Origin of the sequence: Paenibacillus campinasensis, assembly GCF_002272015.1 — a bacterium.
Lineage (GTDB): Bacteria > Bacillota > Bacilli > Paenibacillales > Paenibacillaceae > Paenibacillus_AQ > Paenibacillus_AQ campinasensis.
This window is the reverse complement of sequence record NZ_NPBY01000049.1, coordinates 99499-120666: the sequence shown is the minus strand read 5'-3', so window position 1 is coordinate 120666 and position 21168 is coordinate 99499. Positions and strand designations below refer to the sequence as shown.

At 52.5% G+C, this 21168-nt stretch carries 18 protein-coding genes and 1 pseudogene; 3 read left to right on the top strand and 16 right to left on the bottom strand.

The features are described 5' to 3' along the window. Positions 1 to 67: 67 nt before the first annotated feature. The 9 genes from CHH67_RS17095 to CHH67_RS17055 all read right to left on the bottom strand — a co-directional run bounded on the left by CHH67_RS17095 (position 68) and on the right by CHH67_RS17055 (position 10431). Positions 68 to 1372 (bottom strand): 6-phospho-beta-glucosidase, encoded by a 1305-nt coding sequence (locus tag CHH67_RS17095; protein ID WP_095266410.1) that lies wholly within the window; start codon positions 1370 to 1372, stop codon positions 68 to 70. Next, positions 1357 to 2349 carry an N-acetylglucosamine kinase gene (locus CHH67_RS17090; RefSeq protein WP_095266409.1) on the bottom strand — a complete coding sequence of 331 codons (993 nt, stop codon included), beginning with the start codon at positions 2347 to 2349 and terminating at the stop codon, positions 1357 to 1359. The genes CHH67_RS17095 and CHH67_RS17090 overlap by 16 nt, the downstream gene beginning before the upstream one ends. Before the next feature lie 111 nt (positions 2350 to 2460). Beyond that, positions 2461 to 4107, bottom strand: coding sequence for an extracellular solute-binding protein (locus CHH67_RS17085; protein WP_179292150.1), 1647 nt, complete (start codon positions 4105 to 4107; stop codon positions 2461 to 2463). A gap of 77 nt (positions 4108 to 4184) precedes the next feature. Beyond that, entirely contained in the window at positions 4185 to 5081 is an 897-nt protein-coding gene (locus tag CHH67_RS17080) for a carbohydrate ABC transporter permease (protein ID WP_095266408.1), read from the bottom strand. 12 nt (positions 5082 to 5093) lie between these two features. Beyond that, positions 5094 to 6050, bottom strand: a complete 957-nt coding sequence (locus tag CHH67_RS17075; RefSeq protein ID WP_095266407.1) for an ABC transporter permease — start codon at positions 6048 to 6050, stop codon at positions 5094 to 5096. A gap of 134 nt (positions 6051 to 6184) precedes the next feature. Then, positions 6185 to 7063, bottom strand: a complete 879-nt coding sequence (locus CHH67_RS17070) for an AraC family transcriptional regulator (protein WP_095266406.1) — start codon at positions 7061 to 7063, stop codon at positions 6185 to 6187. Between the two features lie 258 nt (positions 7064 to 7321). Then, positions 7322 to 8092 carry a beta-glucanase gene (gene bglS / locus CHH67_RS17065; protein WP_095266405.1) on the bottom strand — a complete coding sequence of 257 codons (771 nt, stop codon included), beginning with the start codon at positions 8090 to 8092 and terminating at the stop codon, positions 7322 to 7324. Positions 8093 to 8248: 156 nt separating this feature from the next. Then, on the bottom strand, positions 8249 to 9649 hold the full coding sequence (locus tag CHH67_RS17060; RefSeq protein WP_244908230.1) for a HAMP domain-containing sensor histidine kinase: 1401 nt from the start codon (positions 9647 to 9649) through the stop codon (positions 8249 to 8251). A gap of 26 nt (positions 9650 to 9675) precedes the next feature. Continuing rightward, positions 9676 to 10431, bottom strand: coding sequence for a response regulator transcription factor (locus CHH67_RS17055; protein ID WP_095266403.1), 756 nt, complete (start codon positions 10429 to 10431; stop codon positions 9676 to 9678). A 180-nt stretch (positions 10432 to 10611) separates the two neighbouring features. Here CHH67_RS17055 and CHH67_RS17050 point away from each other — a divergent pair, with 180 nt between their 5' ends. Then, positions 10612 to 12096, top strand: a complete 1485-nt coding sequence (locus CHH67_RS17050; protein ID WP_095266402.1) for an alpha/beta hydrolase family protein — start codon at positions 10612 to 10614, stop codon at positions 12094 to 12096. Positions 12097 to 12240: 144 nt separating this feature from the next. Here CHH67_RS17050 and CHH67_RS26805 read toward each other — a convergent pair whose 3' ends face one another. The 7 genes from CHH67_RS26805 to CHH67_RS17020 form a co-directional block, all read right to left on the bottom strand. Beyond that, positions 12241 to 12507, bottom strand: a complete 267-nt coding sequence (locus CHH67_RS26805; RefSeq protein WP_244908229.1) for a hypothetical protein — start codon at positions 12505 to 12507, stop codon at positions 12241 to 12243. After that, positions 12494 to 12847: a DUF4825 domain-containing protein gene (locus tag CHH67_RS26800; RefSeq protein ID WP_244908228.1), complete on the bottom strand. Its 354-nt coding sequence runs from the start codon at positions 12845 to 12847 to the stop codon at positions 12494 to 12496. The genes CHH67_RS26805 and CHH67_RS26800 overlap by 14 nt, the downstream gene beginning before the upstream one ends. Beyond that, positions 12844 to 13524, bottom strand: a complete 681-nt coding sequence (locus CHH67_RS17040; RefSeq protein ID WP_095266401.1) for a permease prefix domain 1-containing protein — start codon at positions 13522 to 13524, stop codon at positions 12844 to 12846. Before CHH67_RS17040 ends, CHH67_RS26800 begins: the two co-directional genes overlap by 4 nt. Further along, positions 13508 to 13873, bottom strand: coding sequence for a PadR family transcriptional regulator (locus tag CHH67_RS17035; protein ID WP_095266400.1), 366 nt, complete (start codon positions 13871 to 13873; stop codon positions 13508 to 13510). Before CHH67_RS17035 ends, CHH67_RS17040 begins: the two co-directional genes overlap by 17 nt. 233 nt (positions 13874 to 14106) lie before the next feature. Beyond that, positions 14107 to 16068, bottom strand: coding sequence for a PTS fructose transporter subunit IIABC (locus tag CHH67_RS17030; protein WP_095266399.1), 1962 nt, complete (start codon positions 16066 to 16068; stop codon positions 14107 to 14109). 75 nt (positions 16069 to 16143) lie between these two features. Beyond that, a complete protein-coding gene (pfkB, locus tag CHH67_RS17025; protein WP_095266398.1) occupies positions 16144 to 17055 on the bottom strand; it encodes a 1-phosphofructokinase in 912 nt (303 codons plus the stop codon). After that, positions 17055 to 17804: a DeoR/GlpR family DNA-binding transcription regulator gene (locus CHH67_RS17020; protein ID WP_095266397.1), complete on the bottom strand. Its 750-nt coding sequence runs from the start codon at positions 17802 to 17804 to the stop codon at positions 17055 to 17057. Before CHH67_RS17020 ends, pfkB begins: the two co-directional genes overlap by 1 nt. Positions 17805 to 18061: 257 nt before the next feature. Here CHH67_RS17020 and CHH67_RS17015 point away from each other — a divergent pair, with 257 nt between their 5' ends. Then, a complete protein-coding gene (locus CHH67_RS17015; RefSeq protein WP_095266396.1) occupies positions 18062 to 18601 on the top strand; it encodes a DUF2062 domain-containing protein in 540 nt (179 codons plus the stop codon). Between the two features lie 151 nt (positions 18602 to 18752). Further along, positions 18753 to 20909, top strand: a pseudogene (locus tag CHH67_RS17010) (DUF5689 domain-containing protein); the annotation flags it as partial. Positions 20910 to 21168 lie beyond the last annotated feature (259 nt).

Here is a 21168-nt window from a genome sequence, read left to right as displayed (position 1 = left end):
AGCGAATGCCAAAAACAGCGGTTCCCTGTCCTAAACAGGGCCGCTGTTTTTTTAGGATTTGCGATCTTCAGCTTTTGAAAAAATGCGGCAAATAACGGCGGTTGGTCTCCAGCATTTCATCCAGCATCGTCTCCGCCACGCTGACGGAATCCACCAGCGGGTGAGCGGATAGTGACAGCAGCGCAAGCTCCCTGCTGCCCGTCACGGCCGCCTCGATCGCCAGGCTTTCGTACGTTTTTACAGCTTGAATGAGGCCGGACACGCCGTCCGGAATCCGTGTAATAGGCACCGGAACAATACCTTCTTTTCGTACGATACAGTTCACCTCGATGCTCGCATCATCCGGGAGGAAGCCGATTGTGCCGTTATTGCGAACATTCAGCGTCTGGATCTCCCCGCTGTCGGTATGGATCGCCTTCATGAGGTTGACAGCCGCCTCGGAGTAATAGGCCCCGCCGCGCTGCTCGAGCTGCTTCGGCTTCTCGGCAAGCTCCGGCTGCTTATAGATATCGAACAGCTCATCTTCCAGCCGCTTGACGATCTGTGCCCTTGTTTCGCCACGTGCTGCCAACGCCTGCTGCTCTGCCAGCATTTCCCGATGCAAATAGTAATATTTCAAATAATAGGACGGGATCGCGCCCAGTGTGCGGATAAGCGTATCATTCCAGGCCAGCTGCGGCACATTGCTGGCGGAGTAGCTGCCCCCGGCCTCCAGCAGTTCCTCCAGCTTCGACTCGCCGTCCACCTCGATCCGGCTGATCCAGTGCAGATGGTTCAAACCGACAAATTCACAGTAGAAACGCTCAGCAGGAAGATCATATAGCGAAGACAGCCACTTGTATGCCGCGATCGGTGAATTGCACAGCCCGATCGAACGAATGCGGGTATGTTTCAGTATCGCTTCCGTCACCATGCCGGCCGGGTTGGTAAAATTAAGCAGCCACGCTTCCGGGCACAGCTCTTCCATGTCTTTGCATATGTCGAGGAGAACAGGAATCGTCCGCAGCGCCTTCATCATGCCGCCGGCCCCGGTCGTCTCCTGACCGAGCATCCCGTATTTCAGCGGAATTGATTCGTCCCAGCCCCGGGCCTCCAACAAGCCGACTCGCATTTGGGTGGATACATAATCCGCATCCTTGAGCGCCTCTCTCCGGTCGAGCGTCAGCTGAAGACGTATAGGCAGCCCGCTTCTCTCTACCATCCGCTGGGCGAGTCCACCGACAATCTCCAGCTTGCCGCGCCCCTCCGGAATATCCGCCAGTACAATATCGGTTACAGGAAACGAATCGTAATGACGAATGAAGCCTTCGATCAGCTCCGGCGTATACGACGATCCTCCGCCAATGACAGCAATTTTTAATCCAGCGCCCATTCTGTGTCCATCTCCTTTATCGCAAGCTCTGCATACAGCTGATTGTACACCGCCGTGTCTGGCGGGCCCATATGCAAGTCCATTCCCAGTAAGATCGCCCCGGCAGCCGGCTCCAGGTCGAGAATTCGAAGCCGGCTCTGCGGAGCTGTCCGGGACACAAGACGTTCAATATGCGAAACGACATAGTCCCCTTGTCCTCTCGTAAGGACGCTGCCTGCAAGCACCACGTCAAAAGCATCGTTCTCCATTCCGAGCTTTCGGATAACAGCACAAGCCACCGTTCCCAGTTCCACGCCCTGTCTCTCCAGAATCCTTCTCGCCGCCGGATCCCGGGGGGCAGCGTCAAACAACAGCTTGGCCAAATGATGGGGAATTCTTCTTCCTTCATCCAGCGAGCGGTGAAACATCTCCTCCACATTCGCGAACCCCAATGCCTTTAACGTAGGCGCAGTCAATAACGTGGGCTCTTCGCGGCCTTCCCATGCCCGGATGACCGTCCGGAACACTTCAACCGCCAGATCATATCCCCCGCCAAAATCTCCGTATGCATACCCGAAGCCTCCGATTTGAATTTCCTGACCAGCTGCATTGACCCCATAGCTGTTGGTGCCGCTCCCGCAGATCAGTACAACCCCATCCGTCTGCCTCGTCCCCGCTCTCATGGCGATCACGGTATCACACACAATATGATAATCGGCAAAGCCCAGCCCCCCGATCATCGGTCTTAACACAACATAATCCGCCTCGCGGTCTGCCCCGGCCAGCCCAAATGATGCGAAAGTAATATCTCGATGCACAAGTCCCGCTTGTGCAAGCGCTTCATCAACAGCGTGTCTAATGCTGCGCTCCGCAAGCGCCGCACCGAGCTGATGATTGCCACAGCCGCTGCTTCCCCTCCCTCTTATGCGTCCGGTTTCATCCGCGACAACAGCGATAGTCTTGCTGCCGCCGCCATCTACCCCCAGATAATAATTCATGGTTAATCTCTCCTATGTGTTGCCTGGCTATGAAAGCCGCGCCCCAAGCTGAACCCTGCGCTGTCCTCCAGCATCTGCCCGGGCCGCGGCCTCCTGCCAAGTCGATTTATTCTATTTCATCTTCTCGAGGTTTTCTTTCCATCTTGCCGTTTTATACTCCAGCAGTTTGCTGTAGCCTGCCTTCTGCGCATCCTCTTCCGCTTTGTCCAGGATAGCGATAACTTCTTCATCGGACGCTGTCATGCTGATTGCCGTCGCTCTCGCTTTCTCGTATATTTCGAATACGCGTTGAGCGATGATCCCTTCCTCGCTGTCGCCAGCCGGATCCAGGTTGACGAATTCGGTTGTATTCATCTGGGTCTTCCATGTAATCTCGGACTGCCAGTACGTCTCGAAATTCCGCTGTTCCGGCGATAGAGTAGACTCGAACTTCATCTTGGAATTGTCAACGTATACCGTGTTACCGTTCCACTGGAAGTTCACGGTCGAGTTCATCAGCTCATCGCGCCCCTGCGGGTCGTTGACAAATTTGTCGGTGAACAGTGGCATATCCTCTTCATCCGTTCCGTCCCAGTACAACCCTTCAGGTCCCCACATAATGACACGCTGACCCTCCGGTCCTGTGAACCAATCCAGGAATGCAAAGACCGCTTCCGGATCTTTCGCCGACTTTGTAATAACACTGACGTTCCAGCCGAGCTGCTTGTAATCCCCCGGGAAAATTTTGTTCCGGTCGAGCCCCTCCTTATGAACCGGCCAGATCATGATGTAACCGGCATCCGGATCTTCGGCTGACAGGATGCTGTTTCCTTTCGACCCGAACTCTGTCGGGCTGGAGGCGACGTAAACAGCCACTTTGCCCGTAATGATCTTCTGCTCCACCTGCTCGATCTTCTGGGTGAACGTATCCTGTGACATCAGCCGCTCGCGGTACATGCGGCTCATATATTGAAGCAGCTCGCGATAGACAGGATCGGTAAACAGAGAGACCAGCTGATCTCCTTGCGGAACAGCGATCATGCTGTTGAACAAGTACGGACGGTTCTCCGCAAAAGCCGATACCATAATGTCCACACCTGCCGCGGATTGACCGACCTCAAGCGGCACCACATCCGGGTAGTTCGCCTTCACCAGCTTCAAATATTCATACAGATCTTCCGGTGTTTCGAGCGGCGGAGCACCCAGCTCATTGTAGATTTTCTTGTTCACGAGATAACCGGCGTTGCCGTTAGGCTGCGTCGTATACCAGTTCGGGAACTGATACAGCTTGCCGTCCGGAGAACGAAGCATGTCGATGGTTGAATCACCGGCCCATTTTTTCAAATTCGGATATTTGTCTAGATAATCATCGAACGGAACAAGCATGCCCTCCGCACGAAGCTTCTCCACATCCGCACCTCTCTCCATCCAGATCACATCCGGCAGCTCGCCGGACACAATCATCGTGTTCAGCTTGTTTTTGGCGTTTCCGCCTGAGCTGATTGGCACCACGTTCACCTTTTTGTTCTCTTGAATCCACTTGGTGGCCAGGTCGCCGCCCCATTCAGGCATGGTATACCAGTCATAGTGACCGTAGAAGGAAAATTCCAGAGGCTGCTCGCCCAGCACAAACTCTCCGCTTTCCGGCGTGCCTGTTGGCTCGCTTGTCTCTTCGCCGGTGGAGCTGCCTTCTTTTGACCCCGAACACCCCGCTAGAATCATGACCATAACCAGTGTGACTGACCATATGGATAGTAATGCGCGCTTCCCTCTTTTCATCGCTTGATCTCCCTTCTATTCTGTTCATCTATGGTCAAAGCTGACGCTTCAAACCCTTGAATCAAGACCCGCCTTCGCTATTCCTTAAGAGAGCCGATCAGCACACCCTTCACAAAATACTTCTGCACAAACGGGTATACGAGCAAAATCGGGATGGTGGCGACCATCATCGTAGCCATGGACAGCGACTTCGTCGTTACTGCTCTCATGGCACTCATTCTGCCTTGGGCTGCCGCATCCACATTCTGCATCTGCTCCAGCATGATGTTGGCGTTCAAGATCTGCTGAAGCTTCGTCTGAATCGGGAGCAGATCTGTATTGGAAATGTAAATGCTCGGTGCAAACCAGTCATTCCAGTGGTACACGGCCGTGAACAGCGATAAGGTGGCAATGACCGGACCGGAGAGCGGCAGTACGATTCGAAACAATACGCCCCAGTTGGAAGATCCGTCGATTCGGGCCGATTCCTCCAGCCCTGCCGGTATTCCTCGAAAAAAAGTCCGGAATATGATCATGTTCCATACATTGATAATCCCGGGCACAACCATCACCCAAAAGGTGTTCATCAGACCCAGTTCGCGAATGAGCAAGTAGCTTGGAATCAGACCTCCGCTAAAATACATCGTGATGATGCACAGCACCATATACACATTGCGCCCCGATAATTGAGGCTTGGAAATGCCGTAGGCAAGTATGGCTGTCGCCATCACCGATAGCAATGTGCCAACGATCGTACGGAAGATCGAGATGATGAAGCCGTCGATCAGGCGCTCATCCTTAAATACCACTTTATAATTCTCAAGCGTGAATTCCCTTGGCCAGAACGTAACGCCGCCTTGCATCGTGTCTGTGCCGGAATTAAACGAGATCACCGCCGCGTTCCAGAACGGGTAAAATGCAACAAAGGCAAGCAATACCAGAAACACGTAAATCGAGCCAATAAACAAACGATCACCGCTGGATAGTCTCAAGATGCATACCTCCCCCTACCATAGGCTATTCCCTGATTTTCTGGCCAAATAGTTGGCTAACGTCAGCAGGATAACGCTGATGACCGCCTTGAACAGTCCCGCTGCCGTTGCGTAGGAATACCTGCTGTTCTGTATGCCGATGCGGTATACGTAAGTATCCAGCACATCGCTTACATCCCGCAGCACCGGATTGCCTGCCAGCAGCAAGATGTCCTCAAAGCCGGCATTGAGCAGGTTGCCGATGGCAAGGATCAGAAATACGATCACAACCGGCAGAATCGACGGGATCGTAATCGCCGTAATCTGCTTCACCCGGCTCGCACCGTCCATGGAAGCCGCCTCATACAGCTGCGGATTGATACCAGCAATGGCCGCTAAGTATACGATGGAAGAGAAGCCGATCTCCTTCCACACATTGGTCGCGGTCAGAATGCCCCAGAAGTATTTGGGCTCGGACATGAAGTTGATTGGTTCGTCGATGAGGTTTAGCTTCTGCAGCAGAATATTCAGGCTGCCATTGTCGGTGGATAGAATGGAGATAATCATGCCGGATACGATAACCCAGGACAAAAAGTGGGGCAAATAACTGATCGTTTGAATCACTCTTTTGAACGTTCGCCTTCCGATCTCGTTCAGCATCAGCGCGAGCAGGATCGGTGCGGGAAATCCGATGCACAGTTTAAGCATGCTGATCACCAGCGTGTTCCGCATAATCGTCCAAAACTCGGGCGCCTCAAAAAACATCACAAAATGCTTGAACCCGACCCAAGGACTGTTCATAAAGCCCCGAAACAGGCTATAGTCCTGAAATGCCATCAACACCCCATACATCGGAATGTAGCTAAATACAAAAATGAAAAGCATGGCAGGAATGACCATAAGCTGGAGATCCCACTGTCTGGCCAATTTCGTCCATGGCCCCTTCTTGCGATTAGGTTCCGGGTTGCGCTGGATTTCGGATGGCAACGACATTTTACTCCCCCTTTCTACATCTAAGGTCAGTTTATCTGACATATATCTTTAAGAATACTTGTCATTATTGTAGTGCAGCCCTTAGCTCATTTCTCTGCTAAAACGAGTAAAAACCAGCACTATTCCACTGGTTTTTACAACTGCTGTCTCTGTGAAGCCTTTGGCGTCATGCCAACATGCTTTTTAAAGAGCCTATTAAAATTGGTTAATGTGCGGAATCCGCATTCCAAAGCGACGTCCGTCACCTTCATCTGTCCTCCCTCCAGCAGCTTTATCGCCTGCTCAAGTCGGATATGAATGAGATACAGGAGCGGCGGCATGCCTACGGCCCGCTTGAAGATTTCGCTGAAACGGGACGGGCTGAGGTAAACGAGGGCAGCGAGCTCCTCCAGCGTCCAGGGATGGGCATAGTTCTCCTCCATGATCATGATCACCTGGCGCATCTTCTCCAGCTGCCTTTCACTGATGCTCGGCTCACTGCGGCCCTGGCCTTCAAAACGGCACTCCCGATTGACCGTGGCAAGAAATTGCAGCAGAAGCGAGTGTACCATCGTGGTGTAGGATCGCTGCTCTTGCTCATGCTCTGCCTGCATCTGCAGCAAAATAGGGCGGAGTTTATCCATGGCCGGGTGATCGCGGGGAATCAGATTGGAGAAATGCTTGCCCATTTCGCGAAACGGGCTGAACAGCTCGGGGTCGAATCTGAGGTTGTGAATAAACCACGTGGAGTCAAATGAGATGACCAGCATGACAAGGTCCTGGGATTCGTAAGCACAGTGCAGATCATTGGAGTTGATGAGCAGCACATCCCCCTGCTCGAACTCAAATTTCTTCCCGTTGATGACGTAATAACCGGTGCCGCTCTTGATGTAATTAATCTCCAGTACATTGTGCCAATGGAGCTTCTGATACAGGCTGGTCACACCGATCGTATCGGCGATTAGCACCGGATAATTTCTAGCCAATCTTACTTTTTCCTTGGGGATCGCTTCTTCGCGCAGCACAAATGTCATGACTAACACCTCACATCTTTTGTGTGTTTTATAACATTTAAACATACGTTTTTATGTTAATTATACTACCACCTCACCTTTGTTACTGTAAACGAGCAAAGTCTTAGTTTTTTCGCCAACAGAAACAAGCTGTCCCCCGCCATTTTCGGCTTCAGACAGCTTGTTTCTGTGTGACGATATCAAGTAAGACCGTTCATTCGTCAACGAATGACTCGATCGGGTCAGCTTCTCATGTGCTTACGAAGGACCAGCTAGCAGCTAGCTTGCAGGCGTAAATTTAATCCAGTCATAGTAAGCGCGGATCGGATGACCTGGATAGGTGAATTTCCCCGTCCATATTTCTGCCGGCCCCGCACCAGACCACAGGTTGACCATAATATACCCCGGACTTGTCGGCAGCGGGCCCCTCGAACCGGTTTCGGTGTGGACCAGCCTGCCGTCAACATACCACTTGATTGACGTCGGCGACCATTCAAAGGCATAGTCATGGAAATCGAGCGAAGCATCAAAGCCCAGGTCGATCACGGTGCTATGCCCACCAACCCCGTTCGTAAAATAGTTGGTTTCCATCTTCGTGGTGTCTTTGCCCAAAATTTCGATGTCGATTTCGTCATTGGAGGTACCTGGAGCAGCTCCGGAATAAGTAAACAGGCTTGTGACAAGGCCGGCTCCTTTGGCGGCCTTAATCCGCGCTTCGACCCGCCCGTATCCATATTTCTGGGTCGTGGCATATTCGGCTGATGCATAGGGTTTGCCCGAGCAGTTGGACGGGCAGCCTACATTATCGAGACGCAGAGCCATAATGCCATTGGAAAATTCCTGGTTGGACGCTTTCCAGCCAACGCCGAAGTCCACGCCGTTGCCCCAGCCGTCCGATGTGTAGAACATGCCGGGATTCGGCCCGTTCAGCGGCTCGGTAAACGCGGCCCCCTGGGCCTGGACCGGCTGGGTTGCAGATACGCTGATCAGCAGCGCAGCTGCGGCCAGCAAAGCCGTCATTTTCACTCGGATTGACATCCATTTTGTCATGAGTCACACCTCTTCCATGGATTTTTGAGAATGTGCTTGAACATCGCTGTCCTTGCCCTCCTGCTTTCTCGATTCCACCTCCTTCTCTTATTTACCTGTTATAATACACGAGCCTTGTTTGATGAACTGCGCTATTCCTATCAAAAACCTACACTATTATACTTTTTTTCCATATTTCTGTTCATCCTGTTTGCCATGCGGATCTGTAACAGGCAGCGAAATATGAATCACGGTGCCTTCGGTCTCTGTATCCAGCCTAACTTGTCCACCATGCTTCTCCACCGCCGCTTTCACGATGGAAAGTCCAAGGCCGCTGCCCCCGTCACTTCTGCGGGCCTGATCTCCGCGCACAAACGGATCGAAAATCGCTCTGCCCAGATGTTCAGGGATTCCTGGTCCGTTATCCCCCACCGTTAGATGAACGCCATTCTGTTCACGTAGCACCACCCAGACCCTGCCTCCCCTGCGGTTATATTTCAGTGCATTGGTCAGCAAGTTGGCAACCGCTCTTCTCATGTAGCCTTCATGACCATGAAGCCGCACGGGCCGCTCCGGTATGGAAATATCCAGTTCAATCCCCTTCTGCTCGAACGAGTCGTACAGATCGGCTGCGGTGGTCCGGCACAGCTCTGCAAAGTCCAATGGTTTCCGCTCAAAAGGAAGCTCGGTGCTCTCGAACTTCGTTAACGCAAACAGGTCATCGACCAGGGCAGCAATGTAAATCGCCTTGTTAAAAATATGGCTGGCATATTTCCTGCGCTGACGCTCATTCTCCTCGATGCCTAGGCGAAGCACCTCGGCATAGCCCTGGATCGTTGTGATTGGCGTTTTCAGATCATGGGCAATATCCATCAGCATCCGGCGTCGATCCTCCGCAAGCTTTCGATTCATCTGCTCCGCTTGCTCCAGCTTGTCCGCCATCCGGTTGAAATTACGCTGGATGTCCATCAGCTCACGGTTCGCAGGCATATGAAGCCGGCCCCCTTCCTCCCCCTCAGACATCTTCCCGAGCCGCTGGGAAATAGCAGCAAGAGGAGCCGTAATTCGTCTGGCTGTCATGCGGCTGTATAGCCACAGGCTCAAGAGAAATGCCAGCAGAAATAAGAGCAGCCCGCGGAGTATAAAACCCGAGAACACCCTGGTCTGTTCTTCATTCGGCTTCACCATCCGGCTTTCCTTCACAACAGCCCCGCTCGGGATAGCTACGAGCAACCGGTATTCCCGGCCCTCTTCGGTTATAAAAGGCGCCGCGGAATAATAACCTGAGCCGCCTTCATAGAACAGAGCGTTCAGCTCTTTTTCCGTGTAGCTGGTCCGGGCTTGTCCTTCACCTCGCACAAAGACCGAATTCAAGTTATCATCAAGGATCTGGATATAGCCCCCGAAATGGTGAACCGTCTCATACGGGATGTCCTCCCAGTTGTCGCGGATCAATTCATCCGCCTTCACCATAGGCAGCGTTTCGCTTAAGTAGACATCGCGCGCCCCGTACATATGGTTATACACCAGAAATCCGATCAGTCCCAGGATGACGGAAAACAGGATATAATTCATCATCAGGCTCGTATGCACACTCCTGCCCTTCATCTGAAATCATCCCCCTGGAGCGCCAGTTTATAGCCAAGACCCTTGATCGTAACGAGAAAACGCGGATCGCGGGCATTGTCCTCCAGCTTGTCCCTCAGCCTGCTGATCTGCACCATCACGGTGTTGCTGTCCTCAAAATAAGGCTCATTCCACACAGCTTCATAGATTTGCCGCTTCGTAAATATCCGTCCGGGCGCGCCCATGAACAGCTGTAGCAGCTTGTACTCGAGCGGTCCAAGCTGAACGGCCTCCCCCCGCTTGTACAGCATACAGGCACGGTGGTCCAGCGTTAGCGGACCGCATACCGTCCTTGAAGGCGGAGGCTGATCGGCCCCGGGGACAAGCGGCCTCCCCTCGTTTAACTCATAGTAGCGCCGCAGCTGCGCCTTGATCCTGGCGACCACCTCAATCGGACTGAACGGCTTGGAAATAAAGTCATCGGCTCCAAGCGCAAGTCCGGTAACTTTATCCACGTCGCCCGTCTTGGCTGACACGATAATGACCGGAAGGCGGAGCTTCTCGCGGATGCGGGCAATGAGCTGAAAGCCATCCAGCTCCGGCATCATAATATCAACCAGGGCCAAATCCACATGCTCCTGCGAAAGGATATGCCAGGCCTCACGGCCGGAATAGGCTTCCAGTACCCGGTAGTGCTCCCGTTCCAGAAACAGCCGGAGCAGCTCCACGATTTCCGTCTCGTCATCGGCGACAAGTATCGTATGCTTCTTCTGACGTTTTACTTGAAATTCCACAGTGATTTCCTCCCCAACAGTTAACGGCTGACCGCTGCTTCCTATCAGCCCAATATACACGATACTCCGCGAATTCAGGCTGCTGTTTTCACAAATTTAAGTTTTATGTAAGGTTGACTACAACCCGAGGACAGGTTGGCTTGATATGATCGTGATATGATGTAAATATGGAGGATCAATATGCGTACTTTCGAAATCTTACTGCTTATCGTTAACCTCGGACTGCTTATCATCTGCACGCTCTGGCCAAGCAGGCATCCGTTAAGGCTGCGCGCTGCGGCAGCCGGAATAACGGCGCTGCTGAGTATGATCCAGATGGTGGCCGAGGGCTTCCGCTGGCAGATGATCCCCGTGTATGCGGCAAGCGTACTGCTGGGACTGTCAGCACTTGATCTGATCCTAAGCAAGCACAAGCGCTCCCGGCAACCACGCCCAGGACCCCGCTTCGGCATCCGCTGGCTGCGGACCTGTGTTACGGTGCTGCTGCTTGTGATGTACACCGGCGTTTCTGTGGCGCTTCCGTCCCTGCTTCCGGTGTTCGCATTTGCCACACCAAGCGGACCGCACGGCGTCGGGACAACCTCCTTGATTCTCGTAGACGAGCGTAGAGATGAGCCCCATACGGAGGATCCATCCGACCACCGAAGGCTGGCGCTTCAGATCTGGTATCCTGCCAGCGTCGAGGAGCGTCCCCATGACAAGAGGGCCGATTATATCGAGCATCTCCCCGTTATATTGGAAGGCTTAGAGCAAGCGATCTCCATACCTCCGTTCCTGATGAGCCAGTTGCGATATGTGAAAACCCATGCCTACTGGGAAGCTGAAGTCGCTCTAGATCAGGAGCGCTATCCTGTGCTGCTTTTCTCCCATGGATTGACTGGCTTTCGCAATCAGAACACGTTTCAGGTTGAGGACCTGGCAAGCCGGGGCTACATCGTAGTTGGCATCGATCACCCTTATGACGCTGCTGCCGTCGTCTTCCCGGATCATACGGCCATGTTGAAGCTGGATAACCTGTCGGGCTTTGAAGCTTATGAGGCCAAAAACCGGCTGTGGGTTGAGGACATCAAGTTTGTACTTGATTATTTGGAGCGCGTAAGCCCGGCGGAAGAGGAGCATTTCCTGTCAGGCCGCATGGATATGGACAAGGTGGGCATGTTTGGCCACTCCTTCGGCGGAGCAACTGCCGCACAGATGCTGATGGAGGATCCCCGGATAAAAGCCTCCTTGAATATGGATGGCGCGCTGTACGGACAGCCGATTCCGGAAGAAGGCTTTGACAGACCCTATATGCAGATGAACGCGGACACAAGCATCGATTACGAAAATTTTGTCCAGTCTTTGGATGAAGCCATCGAAGCGTCCGGCAGCAGCCGCGAGGAATACGAAGCCTTCTGGGCCGAGATGACTTCCAGGCGCAACCATGCTGCTTCCGGAGATTCAGCGTATTCTATCGTATTGGCCAAAGCCGACCATATGAGCTTTACCGATTTCTATCTGTTCTCGCCGCTGCTTGCGCTGAACAGCACGTCTCCCCGGCAGCTGCACCATTCGGTTAATGAAGTGACGGCGGCATTTTTCGATCAATATGTGAAGGGGGAAGACGGCATATCCATTGAACGGACGATCGACAGCCTGCATGGCATCACAGCGGAACAACGCTGAATGACAGCCGGGGATAAGTCCGATGAACCAACGAAAAACCGGAGCGCACATGGGGTTCAAACAAAAGCCAGCTGTGCATCTCCGGTTCTATTGCGTTATGATGTCAAGCACGGATGATTAGCTTATGCCGAATAAACACAGGCCTTATTGTCCGCTTGCCGCCTGAAACTCTTCCAGATGCAGGACCCGTTCAGCAAAATTCCATACATAATCCGCATCACGCAGCCTGTCGCGGATCTGCTCTTCCCAGACCTCGGCATCCCGAAGCACGGATAAACTTCCTTCTTCTCCATACCAGGATTCCACCAGCTCCCTGTCCGCCACAAACACAGTCTCATCCTCGAACACAAACTTCAGCTTCTCGAGATTATCGATCATAACGAAATTCGCCGTTGCATTATGCCGTTGCATTATATAGAAGAATTTCCTTCAGCTTATGCGGGTCCGTATCGCCAGCGGCAGTCTGGTACCGGATTTCTGCCGTCAACACTTCGGGATATAGCTGGAACGTCCGCCCTATATTCCGAAACGGAAGAGAAGCGTTCAAGTTGATCAAATTCCCCGCATCCCCCATATATGGGCTGGCATAAGCCAAAGTGGGCTCAATGTGATGGGTGAGGGGATCATTCTGGTCCATTTCATACTGCTTAGCCTGCCTATCAAGCTTGGGCTTCACGTAACCTTCCATGACGGCCAACCCGATCATGCCGACCACCAGAAGCACGACAATCCATACGCCTGTACGTCTCATGACTGCTTCACCTCATACTTCGTGATATACTGCCCCGCCTTTCGCGTTGCCAGCGGAATAATGATCGTTGTCAGCGGAAGAACAAGCTGCAGCATCGTTTCATAGAAATCATAAGGCCCGCTAAAACCTACCTGTCGCCCAAACCATAGATCTGAGCCAAACTTAATGAGAAGACTGTATCCGGTTATCACGATAGCAAACAGCCCCCATAATATCCACACTCTTCGAATCATCCGCCCAATCTTGCCGGTATCTACCTGATCGATTTCAGCCGAGCTGGGAAAGCCTTTCTGCAGCATCGTAAGCAGCAGCACGCCGCCCGCTATCCCGAGCACCATGAACAGTGTGTTCACCATCACGCCTGAGAGGGTGAGCCTGGCGGGAATGGTCACAATCCAGGCGATGAAAACATACAGCAACGCTCCCTGCATGACATCATATCGATAACGATGAATATACACCGTCTGCTTGTCGTCAATAATGCTGTCGATATCGTCCAGATCCCGGATCGCCTGACTGATGGCTTCCTGATAATCCATACCGCTGCTCATACAGTCTGCGACCTTCGCTTCCAGATTGCTGAGAATCTCCTGTTTCAGCTCCATCACAGCTTTCGTCTTGCGCTTGTTGGCAAATAATCGGTCTACAAAAAGATTCAGATCATTTCTGTCCGTCACCTGATGCCAGCTCCTTTCCATCTCCAATGAGAACATCAATAATGGCTCGTGCAGCTTGCCATTCCTGCCATTTCACCTTAAATCGCTCCCGGCCATCGGGGGTAAGCGTGTAATATTTGCGGCGGCCGCCTTGCGTCTCCTGGCCCCAATAGGATCGGATCAGCCCCTGCTGCTCCAGCCTGCGTAGACTCGAATATAGCGTGGGCTCTTTGAGCTCAAATCTGCCGCCACTGCGAATGCCAAGCTCTTTAATAATCTGATAGCCGTAATTATCCGCATCCAGCAGTACCCGCAAAATAAAGGCGTCGATGTTCCCGCGAACCAGATCACTGTTATGTAACGACTCCATTAGGCTGTAACCCCCTTATTAACAACACAGGTACAATATAACGCATATAACTATGTCTGTCAAAGTAATATTAGAGACATAACGGACACCTTCCCTCTGTACTGTTCATGCAGCAGCGTTTACACATAAAAAAACGACCCGGAAAAGGTTGGCCCTCATTCCGGATCGTTTCGATCCCCATCGATGATGGTGGTCAGGTTACATCCATCTCGTAACCCTGCGCTGAAGTGATTTTATGATTTCGATTCAAGCGTTTTCTTCCAAACGCCAAGCAGCATGGCTGAAATAACAGCCCCAATCGCTACGGCCAGCAGGAAGAGCATCGCATGATTAGCCAGTGCGGCCACAAATATGCCTCCGTGTGGTGCCGGCACATTAATGCTCCACAGCTGGGTCAATCCGCCAGCAACCGCCGAGCCGAGAATACAGGAAGTGAGCACTCGCAGCGGGTCGGCTGCTGCAAACGGAATCGCCCCTTCCGTAATGAAGGATAATCCCATAACATAGTTTGTTATGCCTGATTTGCGTTCCTGCTCTGTAAACTTCGGTTTGAAGAAGGTTGTTGCCAATGCAATCGCAAGCGGAGGCACCATCCCTCCAGCCATAACAGCGGCCATCATAGCTCCATTCGTGTTGCCGCTAGAGGCAAATACCCCGATCGCGAACGTGTAGGCCGCCTTGTTAAAGGGGCCGCCCATGTCAATAGACATCATGCCTCCAAGCACAAGGCCAAGGATAACCGCATTGGCGGTTCCCAGATTGTTCAGGATGTCTACCATGCCCAGGTTCAGCCAACTGAACAACGGGGAGAAGAGGTAGAACATGATTGTTCCGGTGATGAGCAACCCTAACACCGGGTACAGCAGTATCGGTTTCAGTCCATCCAGCGCTCTCGGCAGGCCGGTAAACCACTTGCGAAGCAGAATCACGACATACCCCGCCAGGAATCCGGCTGCCAGTCCGCCAAGGAAGCCCGAGCTCGAATTCAATGCGATCAATCCCCCGACCATGCCAGGCATTAAAGCTGGACGATCGCCGATGCTGATCGCAATGAATCCAGCCAGTACCGGGATCAGGAAATGAAAGGCCCCTTCGCCTCCGCCAATGGTCTGGAGCAGCTGGACAAGCGGATGGTCAGCGCCCGCCAGCTGCTCCAACAGGAATGAAACAGCCAGCAGAATGCCTCCGCCAACAACAAACGGAAGCATATGGGAGATTCCGTTCATCAGATCCTTGTATATTTTGCTTCCAATTCCGCTCTTCTCGCCATCCTCCTGTGCGTCCGCGCCGCCGCTACTGTGATAAATCGGGGCATCTCCTGCCAGCGCTTTGCGAATCAGCTCCTCCGGTTTGCGGATGCCATCACTGACTGGCCTCTGCAGCACAGGCTTTCCGTCAAACCTGGACATTTCCACCTTTTTGTCTGCAGCGATGATAACCCCTTTCGCGCGCCGAATTTCATCCTCTGTCAGCACATTTCCTGCCCCTTCAGAGCCATTGGTTTCTACACGGATATTGACGCCCAGCTCTTGAGCCTTCTTAATGAGAGCGTCTTCAGCCATGAACGTATGGGCAATGCCGGTCGGACACGCCGTGACCGCTACGATCAAATCGTTTCCCTCATTCATATCCGCGTGTTCCTTCTCGGCTTTCTTCGCCTGCGAAGCTGTTGCCTTCTCCGCCTTGGCCTGTTCGGCTTTGGCTTCTTCTGCCTTAGCTTGTTCTGCCTTGGCTGCTGCTTCAGCCTGCTTGCTATCGAACAGCGCTGTAACTTCATCAGGCGTCCTGGTCTCCATTAACTGGCCGATAAACTCGGCATCGATTAACAGTTTCGACAGCGCAGCTAGCGTACGCAAATGGGTATTGCCCGCGCCTTCAGGCGCAGCAATCATGAAGAACAGATGCGCCGGCTCCCCGTCAAGCGCTGCGAAATCTACGCCTTGGTTGCTTTTGGCGAAGACCACGGTCGGCTCATTGACGGCCTTTGTTTTGGCATGCGGCATCGCAATGCCTCCCCCGATCCCCGTGCTCGATTCGGCCTCCCGCTTTAAGATCATCTCCTTGAACAAGACCGGATCGTTGATGCGGCCGCTAGCAGTGAGGCTTGCGATCAGCTCATCGATCGCTGCTTCCTTGGATGTCGCCTTCAAATCCATGATCATCGTTTCGCGGATCATTAAATCCGTTATCTTCATCGGTTCCACTCCCTTGTCCTCAATTTAGAGCGATGCTCTCGTGTTGCCCGTCATCTTGCTATATGAAAGCCTGCATCACCACTCGGTTATATTCACCTGCGGACAAAGCTCTTCGATCCGGCTTCTTGTCGCCAGATCGTCGGAGAACGCTGTCGCGCTTCCCGAAGCAACGCCGGTTCGAAAAGCCTCCATTAGCCCTTGGCCAAGCGCCAATGTTCCTACAAACCCGGCAATCATGGAATCCCCTGCCCCTACGGAATTGCGAACCGCACCGGCAGGTACATCCGCATGGAATACCCGATCCGCTGTAATCAAGAGCGCTCCTTCTCCTGCCATCGATACAAGAACATGCTGGGCGCCCATATCCAGCAGCTTTCGGCCGTAGGTGACTAGCTGCTGCTGCGTCTCCATCGCCACACCGAACAATTCGGCGAGCTCATGATGATTCGGTTTCACAAGCAGCGGTTTATGTTTCAAAGCTTTGAGAAGCGCTTCCCCGGTTGTGTCGATGACAAAATCAGCACCGGTTGTGCTGCACACCGAAGTTAAGCGATCATAGTAATCTGAACCGAGAGACGGCGGCGCGCTCCCCGACAGCACCACGATGTCTCCTTCACGAATCCGGGATAGCTTATGAACAAGCTCCTCTGCCTCCTCTTCCCGGATCATCGGCCCCAGACCGTTCACCTCGGTCTCATCTCCATGCTTGAGCTTAATATTGACTCGCGTATCATCCTGGATCGTGACAAAATCAGTGCGGATACCGCCCTTCGTTAACGTCTCATCCACGAAGCGGCCCGTAAATCCGCCCAAAAAACCAAGCGCCGTATTCTCCGCACCGAGTTGTCCCAGCACCCTGGATACATTAATCCCCTTGCCGCCGGGAAACTTTAAATCCCGTGTCATTCGATTGAGGCCGCCTAGCTGCAGCTCTTCTACTTCCACGACGTAATCGATGGAAGGATTCAATGTTACTGTATATATCATCATGATCCCTCAATTATTTTGGTTTTCTGTGAAATGACCTTTCTCCACGACGCGGATAAGGATTCCGTAATCAGCACGGCTTCATTCATATCCAGCAGCTTGGCAAAAGACACCTCGCCTATTTTGCTGGAATCTGCCAGGACGTAGCTTGTTGCCGATAACTGATGGGCCCGCCGCTTAACAAGCGCTTCCTCGGGATCCGGTGTCGTATATCCCATCTCAGGATCCACGCCATTGGCGCCCAGAAAGCAGCGGTCAAAGCGAAAGTTGTCCATATTCTGCAAGGCTATGCTGCCGATGACAGCCTTTGTATGCATCTTCATCATCCCGCCCAGCAAATAGCTCTTGATGCGCTTGCTCACCAACGCTTCAATATGAGACAGACCGTTGGTCACTACGGTAATATTATTTGCTTTTATGAATGGAATCATCGCAAGGGTCGTTGTCCCCGCATCCAAATAGATGCTTTCGCCATCCCTCACTAACTCCGCTGCCAATTTTGCGATAGTGTTTTTTTCTTGAATGTTTTTGGAAGATTTCTCGTCCATGCCGGGCTCCAGCATCTTGTCACCAGGCAACGCGGCCCCGCCATGAATACGCTTTAACATTCGGCGTTCTTCAAGGTCGATCAAATCCCGCCTGACCGTTGATTCCGAAGCTCCCAGCAGTTCAACCAACTCCTGAAGCTTTACGACACCGCGCTCTTGTAAGCGCTCTAATATGATTCGGTATCTCTCTTCTGTCAGCATTTGAATCCCCCTCCGATTTCTATCGTACCATAAAACCCGCAAAAAACAATCATATTATTTCATAATCATTCACAATCATTCAAAAATGTCCACGACGTCAACTTACAAAAACATAGATTTCAGAAAGCGCTTAACGATTCAAAATCTCTGTTCATTCGACATCGTTAGCGGTATAATGACGGAAGCTTGAACATGAAATCGTATATAATAAATACTATAAGGATTTGCTTCTATATTATTTTCCGGGAGGCTACACTTTGTACCGCAAATACAGCCGACAACTGAAGTATTACATCCTCAGACTGCTTCGTATGAAAAACAGCAACCATCGTATCGCAATCGGCTTTGCTTGGGGCTTCTTCCCATGCTGGTATCCTACGTTCGGAATCGGCATGGTGTTGTCCATGGTGTTAACCCGCGTCTTTCGCGGCAATATTCCGGCTGCCATTCTCGCTGCATCTCTCGGATCCTTTATTTGGCCGGCCTTGTTCTATCTGAATTACCGAATGGGCGTACTGATTCATCTGCTCGGATCTTCACCCGAAACGTTTGAAATTCACGAAGCGATCTCGGCTCCCGTTCCCGAAACGGACTATACGGAGTACACGGTCGAGACGGACTATGTTGGTAAATTCGGCCATATGGGCCTGAACTTTGCGATCGGCTCCATCGTGAACAGCATCATCTTTACTTTCTTGATTTACTTGCTGCTGCGCATCATCTTCCCGCGGATCCAGAAACCGCTGTTGAAGAAGCTGAGAACATCAACATCCCGCAAAACGGGGGCCCATGCCTAAACCAGGCGTCGGCTCCCGTTCCTCTTTCTGTTATTTTTTACAATTCTCCCTCCAAAATTTACATATATATGGAATTTAAATCGATATTCAATTGCTAGAATGAGTTCGAAAGACGAATTCATTTGAAGTGGGAGGGATATCATCCGTGAGTATGACATGGATCAAGTCAAAATGGTTGAAGCTTGTTCTCGCATTTTCGTTAGCTTTGCCGCTTCAAGCAAGCCTGCTATGGGACAGCCTGGAGCAGATTCATGCCGAAGGGCCTAGCGACCCGGCACCGTATATCGAAGCCAAGGTTGTGAATCACAACGCAGGCAAGAAGGTGCTATTCGACAACACGCATGCTCAAACCGCCGGGGCTGCAGACTGGGTCATTGATGGCGGATTTTCCGACTTTGGACATGCTCTTGCAAACGACGGGTTTTATGTAAAAGAACTGCGAAAGCTAACTCCCTTTACGTATGATGACTTGAAAGATTACGACGTCTTTGTTATTGCCGAGCCGAACATTCCTTTCAAAGCTTCCGAACAGGCGGCGATGGTGCGTTATGTTCAGGAAGGCGGCAGCATCTTCTTTATCGGCGACCATTACAATGCCGACCGCAACAAAAACCGCTGGGACGGATCCGAGTCGATGAACGGTTACCGCCGCGGTGCATGGGATAATCCGACGAAAGGCATGAGCCTTGAGGAGCGCAATTCCGAGGCGATGCAGGGCGTTGTCAGCTCGGACTGGCTGTCGGATAATTTTGGCGTCCGCTTCCGCTATAACGCGCTTGGCGACGTGACGGCCAATCAGATTGTATCCCCTAGCCAATCGTTTGGCATCACGCAAGGGGTATCGGCTGTAGCCATGCATGCCGGTTCTACCTTGGCGATTACCGATCCAACCAAAGCCAAAGGCATCGTTTATCTGCCTCAAACCCAAGCGGCCTGGCCTAACGCAGTCGATCAAGGGGTGTACAACGGAGGCGGCTTCGCCGAAGGCCCTTATGTCGCCATTGCCAAGGTAGGTGCGGGTAAAGCGGCATTTATCGGCGATTCCTCGCCAGTGGAAGATGCTACACCGAAATACTTGCGCGAAGAAAACGGCGCTCGGAAAACGACGTATGACGGATTCAAGGAAGCGGATGATGCTGTTCTCCTCGTCAATCTGATCAACTGGCTCTCTGAGAAAGAGAACTACACGAGCCTGGCCGATGTCAACGGACTGGAGCTTGATCCAGTGACCGCTCTGCATCCGTTCGAGATTCCTTCCGCTTCGACCGAACCGCAGCCTGAACCTTGGTCTGCACCGGCTGCAGGCTATAAATGGTATGATCGTTCTACCTTCAAACCGGGCTCCTATGGCGGTCCCGAAGCACCACCCGTCGTTACTTACGACTTCGTGAAGCAAAATGTGCTTCCAAACGCAGCCGATTTCCAAATTCGTGTCGTGGCAGAGCGTATGCCGCCAAATACAACGGTATCCGGATTCACAGCCGGGATTTACCTTACCGGAGGCACGCAGGTGGCGATGGTACAAAATGCAAACGGCAGCTGGCCGACATCCTATGGCTACAGCGCCCCATTCAGCCTGACCTCCGACAGCAGCGGACGAGCATACACGGATCTGACCGTACGCATCCGCCCTGGAACGAATGGTGCAGCGAATCTTCGCCTGCGGCTGAACGGCAACAATCTGATTACACAGTCGGTAACGATCGCGAACGTGCCGGCCGAGCCGCTTCCAGGCCTTGAGAATCCGGTTCCTTCCCTGCTATCCATCGCTGAAGCGCGCAGCCGCGCTGTCGGCTCCACCGTGACTGTAGAGGGTGTCATTACGACCAAGCCGGGCAGCTTCGGCGGACAAGGCTTCTACATTCAGGACCAAACGGCCGGCATCTACGTATTTCAAAACGCAACCGGGTTCAACCAAGGAGACCGCGTGAAAATTACGGCGCCGACTACACTGTACAACTCGGAGCTCGAGCTGACTGACCTGATCTCGATTGAGAAAAACGGGAGCGCCTCCCTCCCTGCACCGGTACGGGTAACTTCCATTCACGAGCAAAATCAGGGCCAGCTTGTTCAGCTTCAAAATGTGACCATCCGCAACATTCAAAGTGCAGCGCCCGCAGGCTCGTTTGAATTCAATGCCGTCGCAGCTGACGGGGCTGTAACGCTCGTTCGCGTCGATGCTCGCACCGGTCTGTCGCAATCCTCCTTCCCTTACCGGGAAGGGCAGCAAGTCAGCATTACTGGCGTGTCATCGATCTTCAGAAACACATACCAGCTGAAACCGCGGGATCTGGCCGATTTTGCACTGGCACAGCCATCGACGCTTCACAGCTCGCCGGAAGAGCTGGAGTGGGATCTGGCCAGTTAACATCTGACTTGACTTATCGTCTTATCGTCACCCTGTACAAGCAAATAGTAACCATTCCATCCCCTATCCGTTAATAAATCCACACAACCTAAAAGGTCGAAGCCAGGCTCGCACTGCAGCCATGTCTTCGACCTTTGGTCATTCTGTATAACATTACATACAGCCTCCCTGACCCTTGGTCCGGAAGCTTGGAATGATC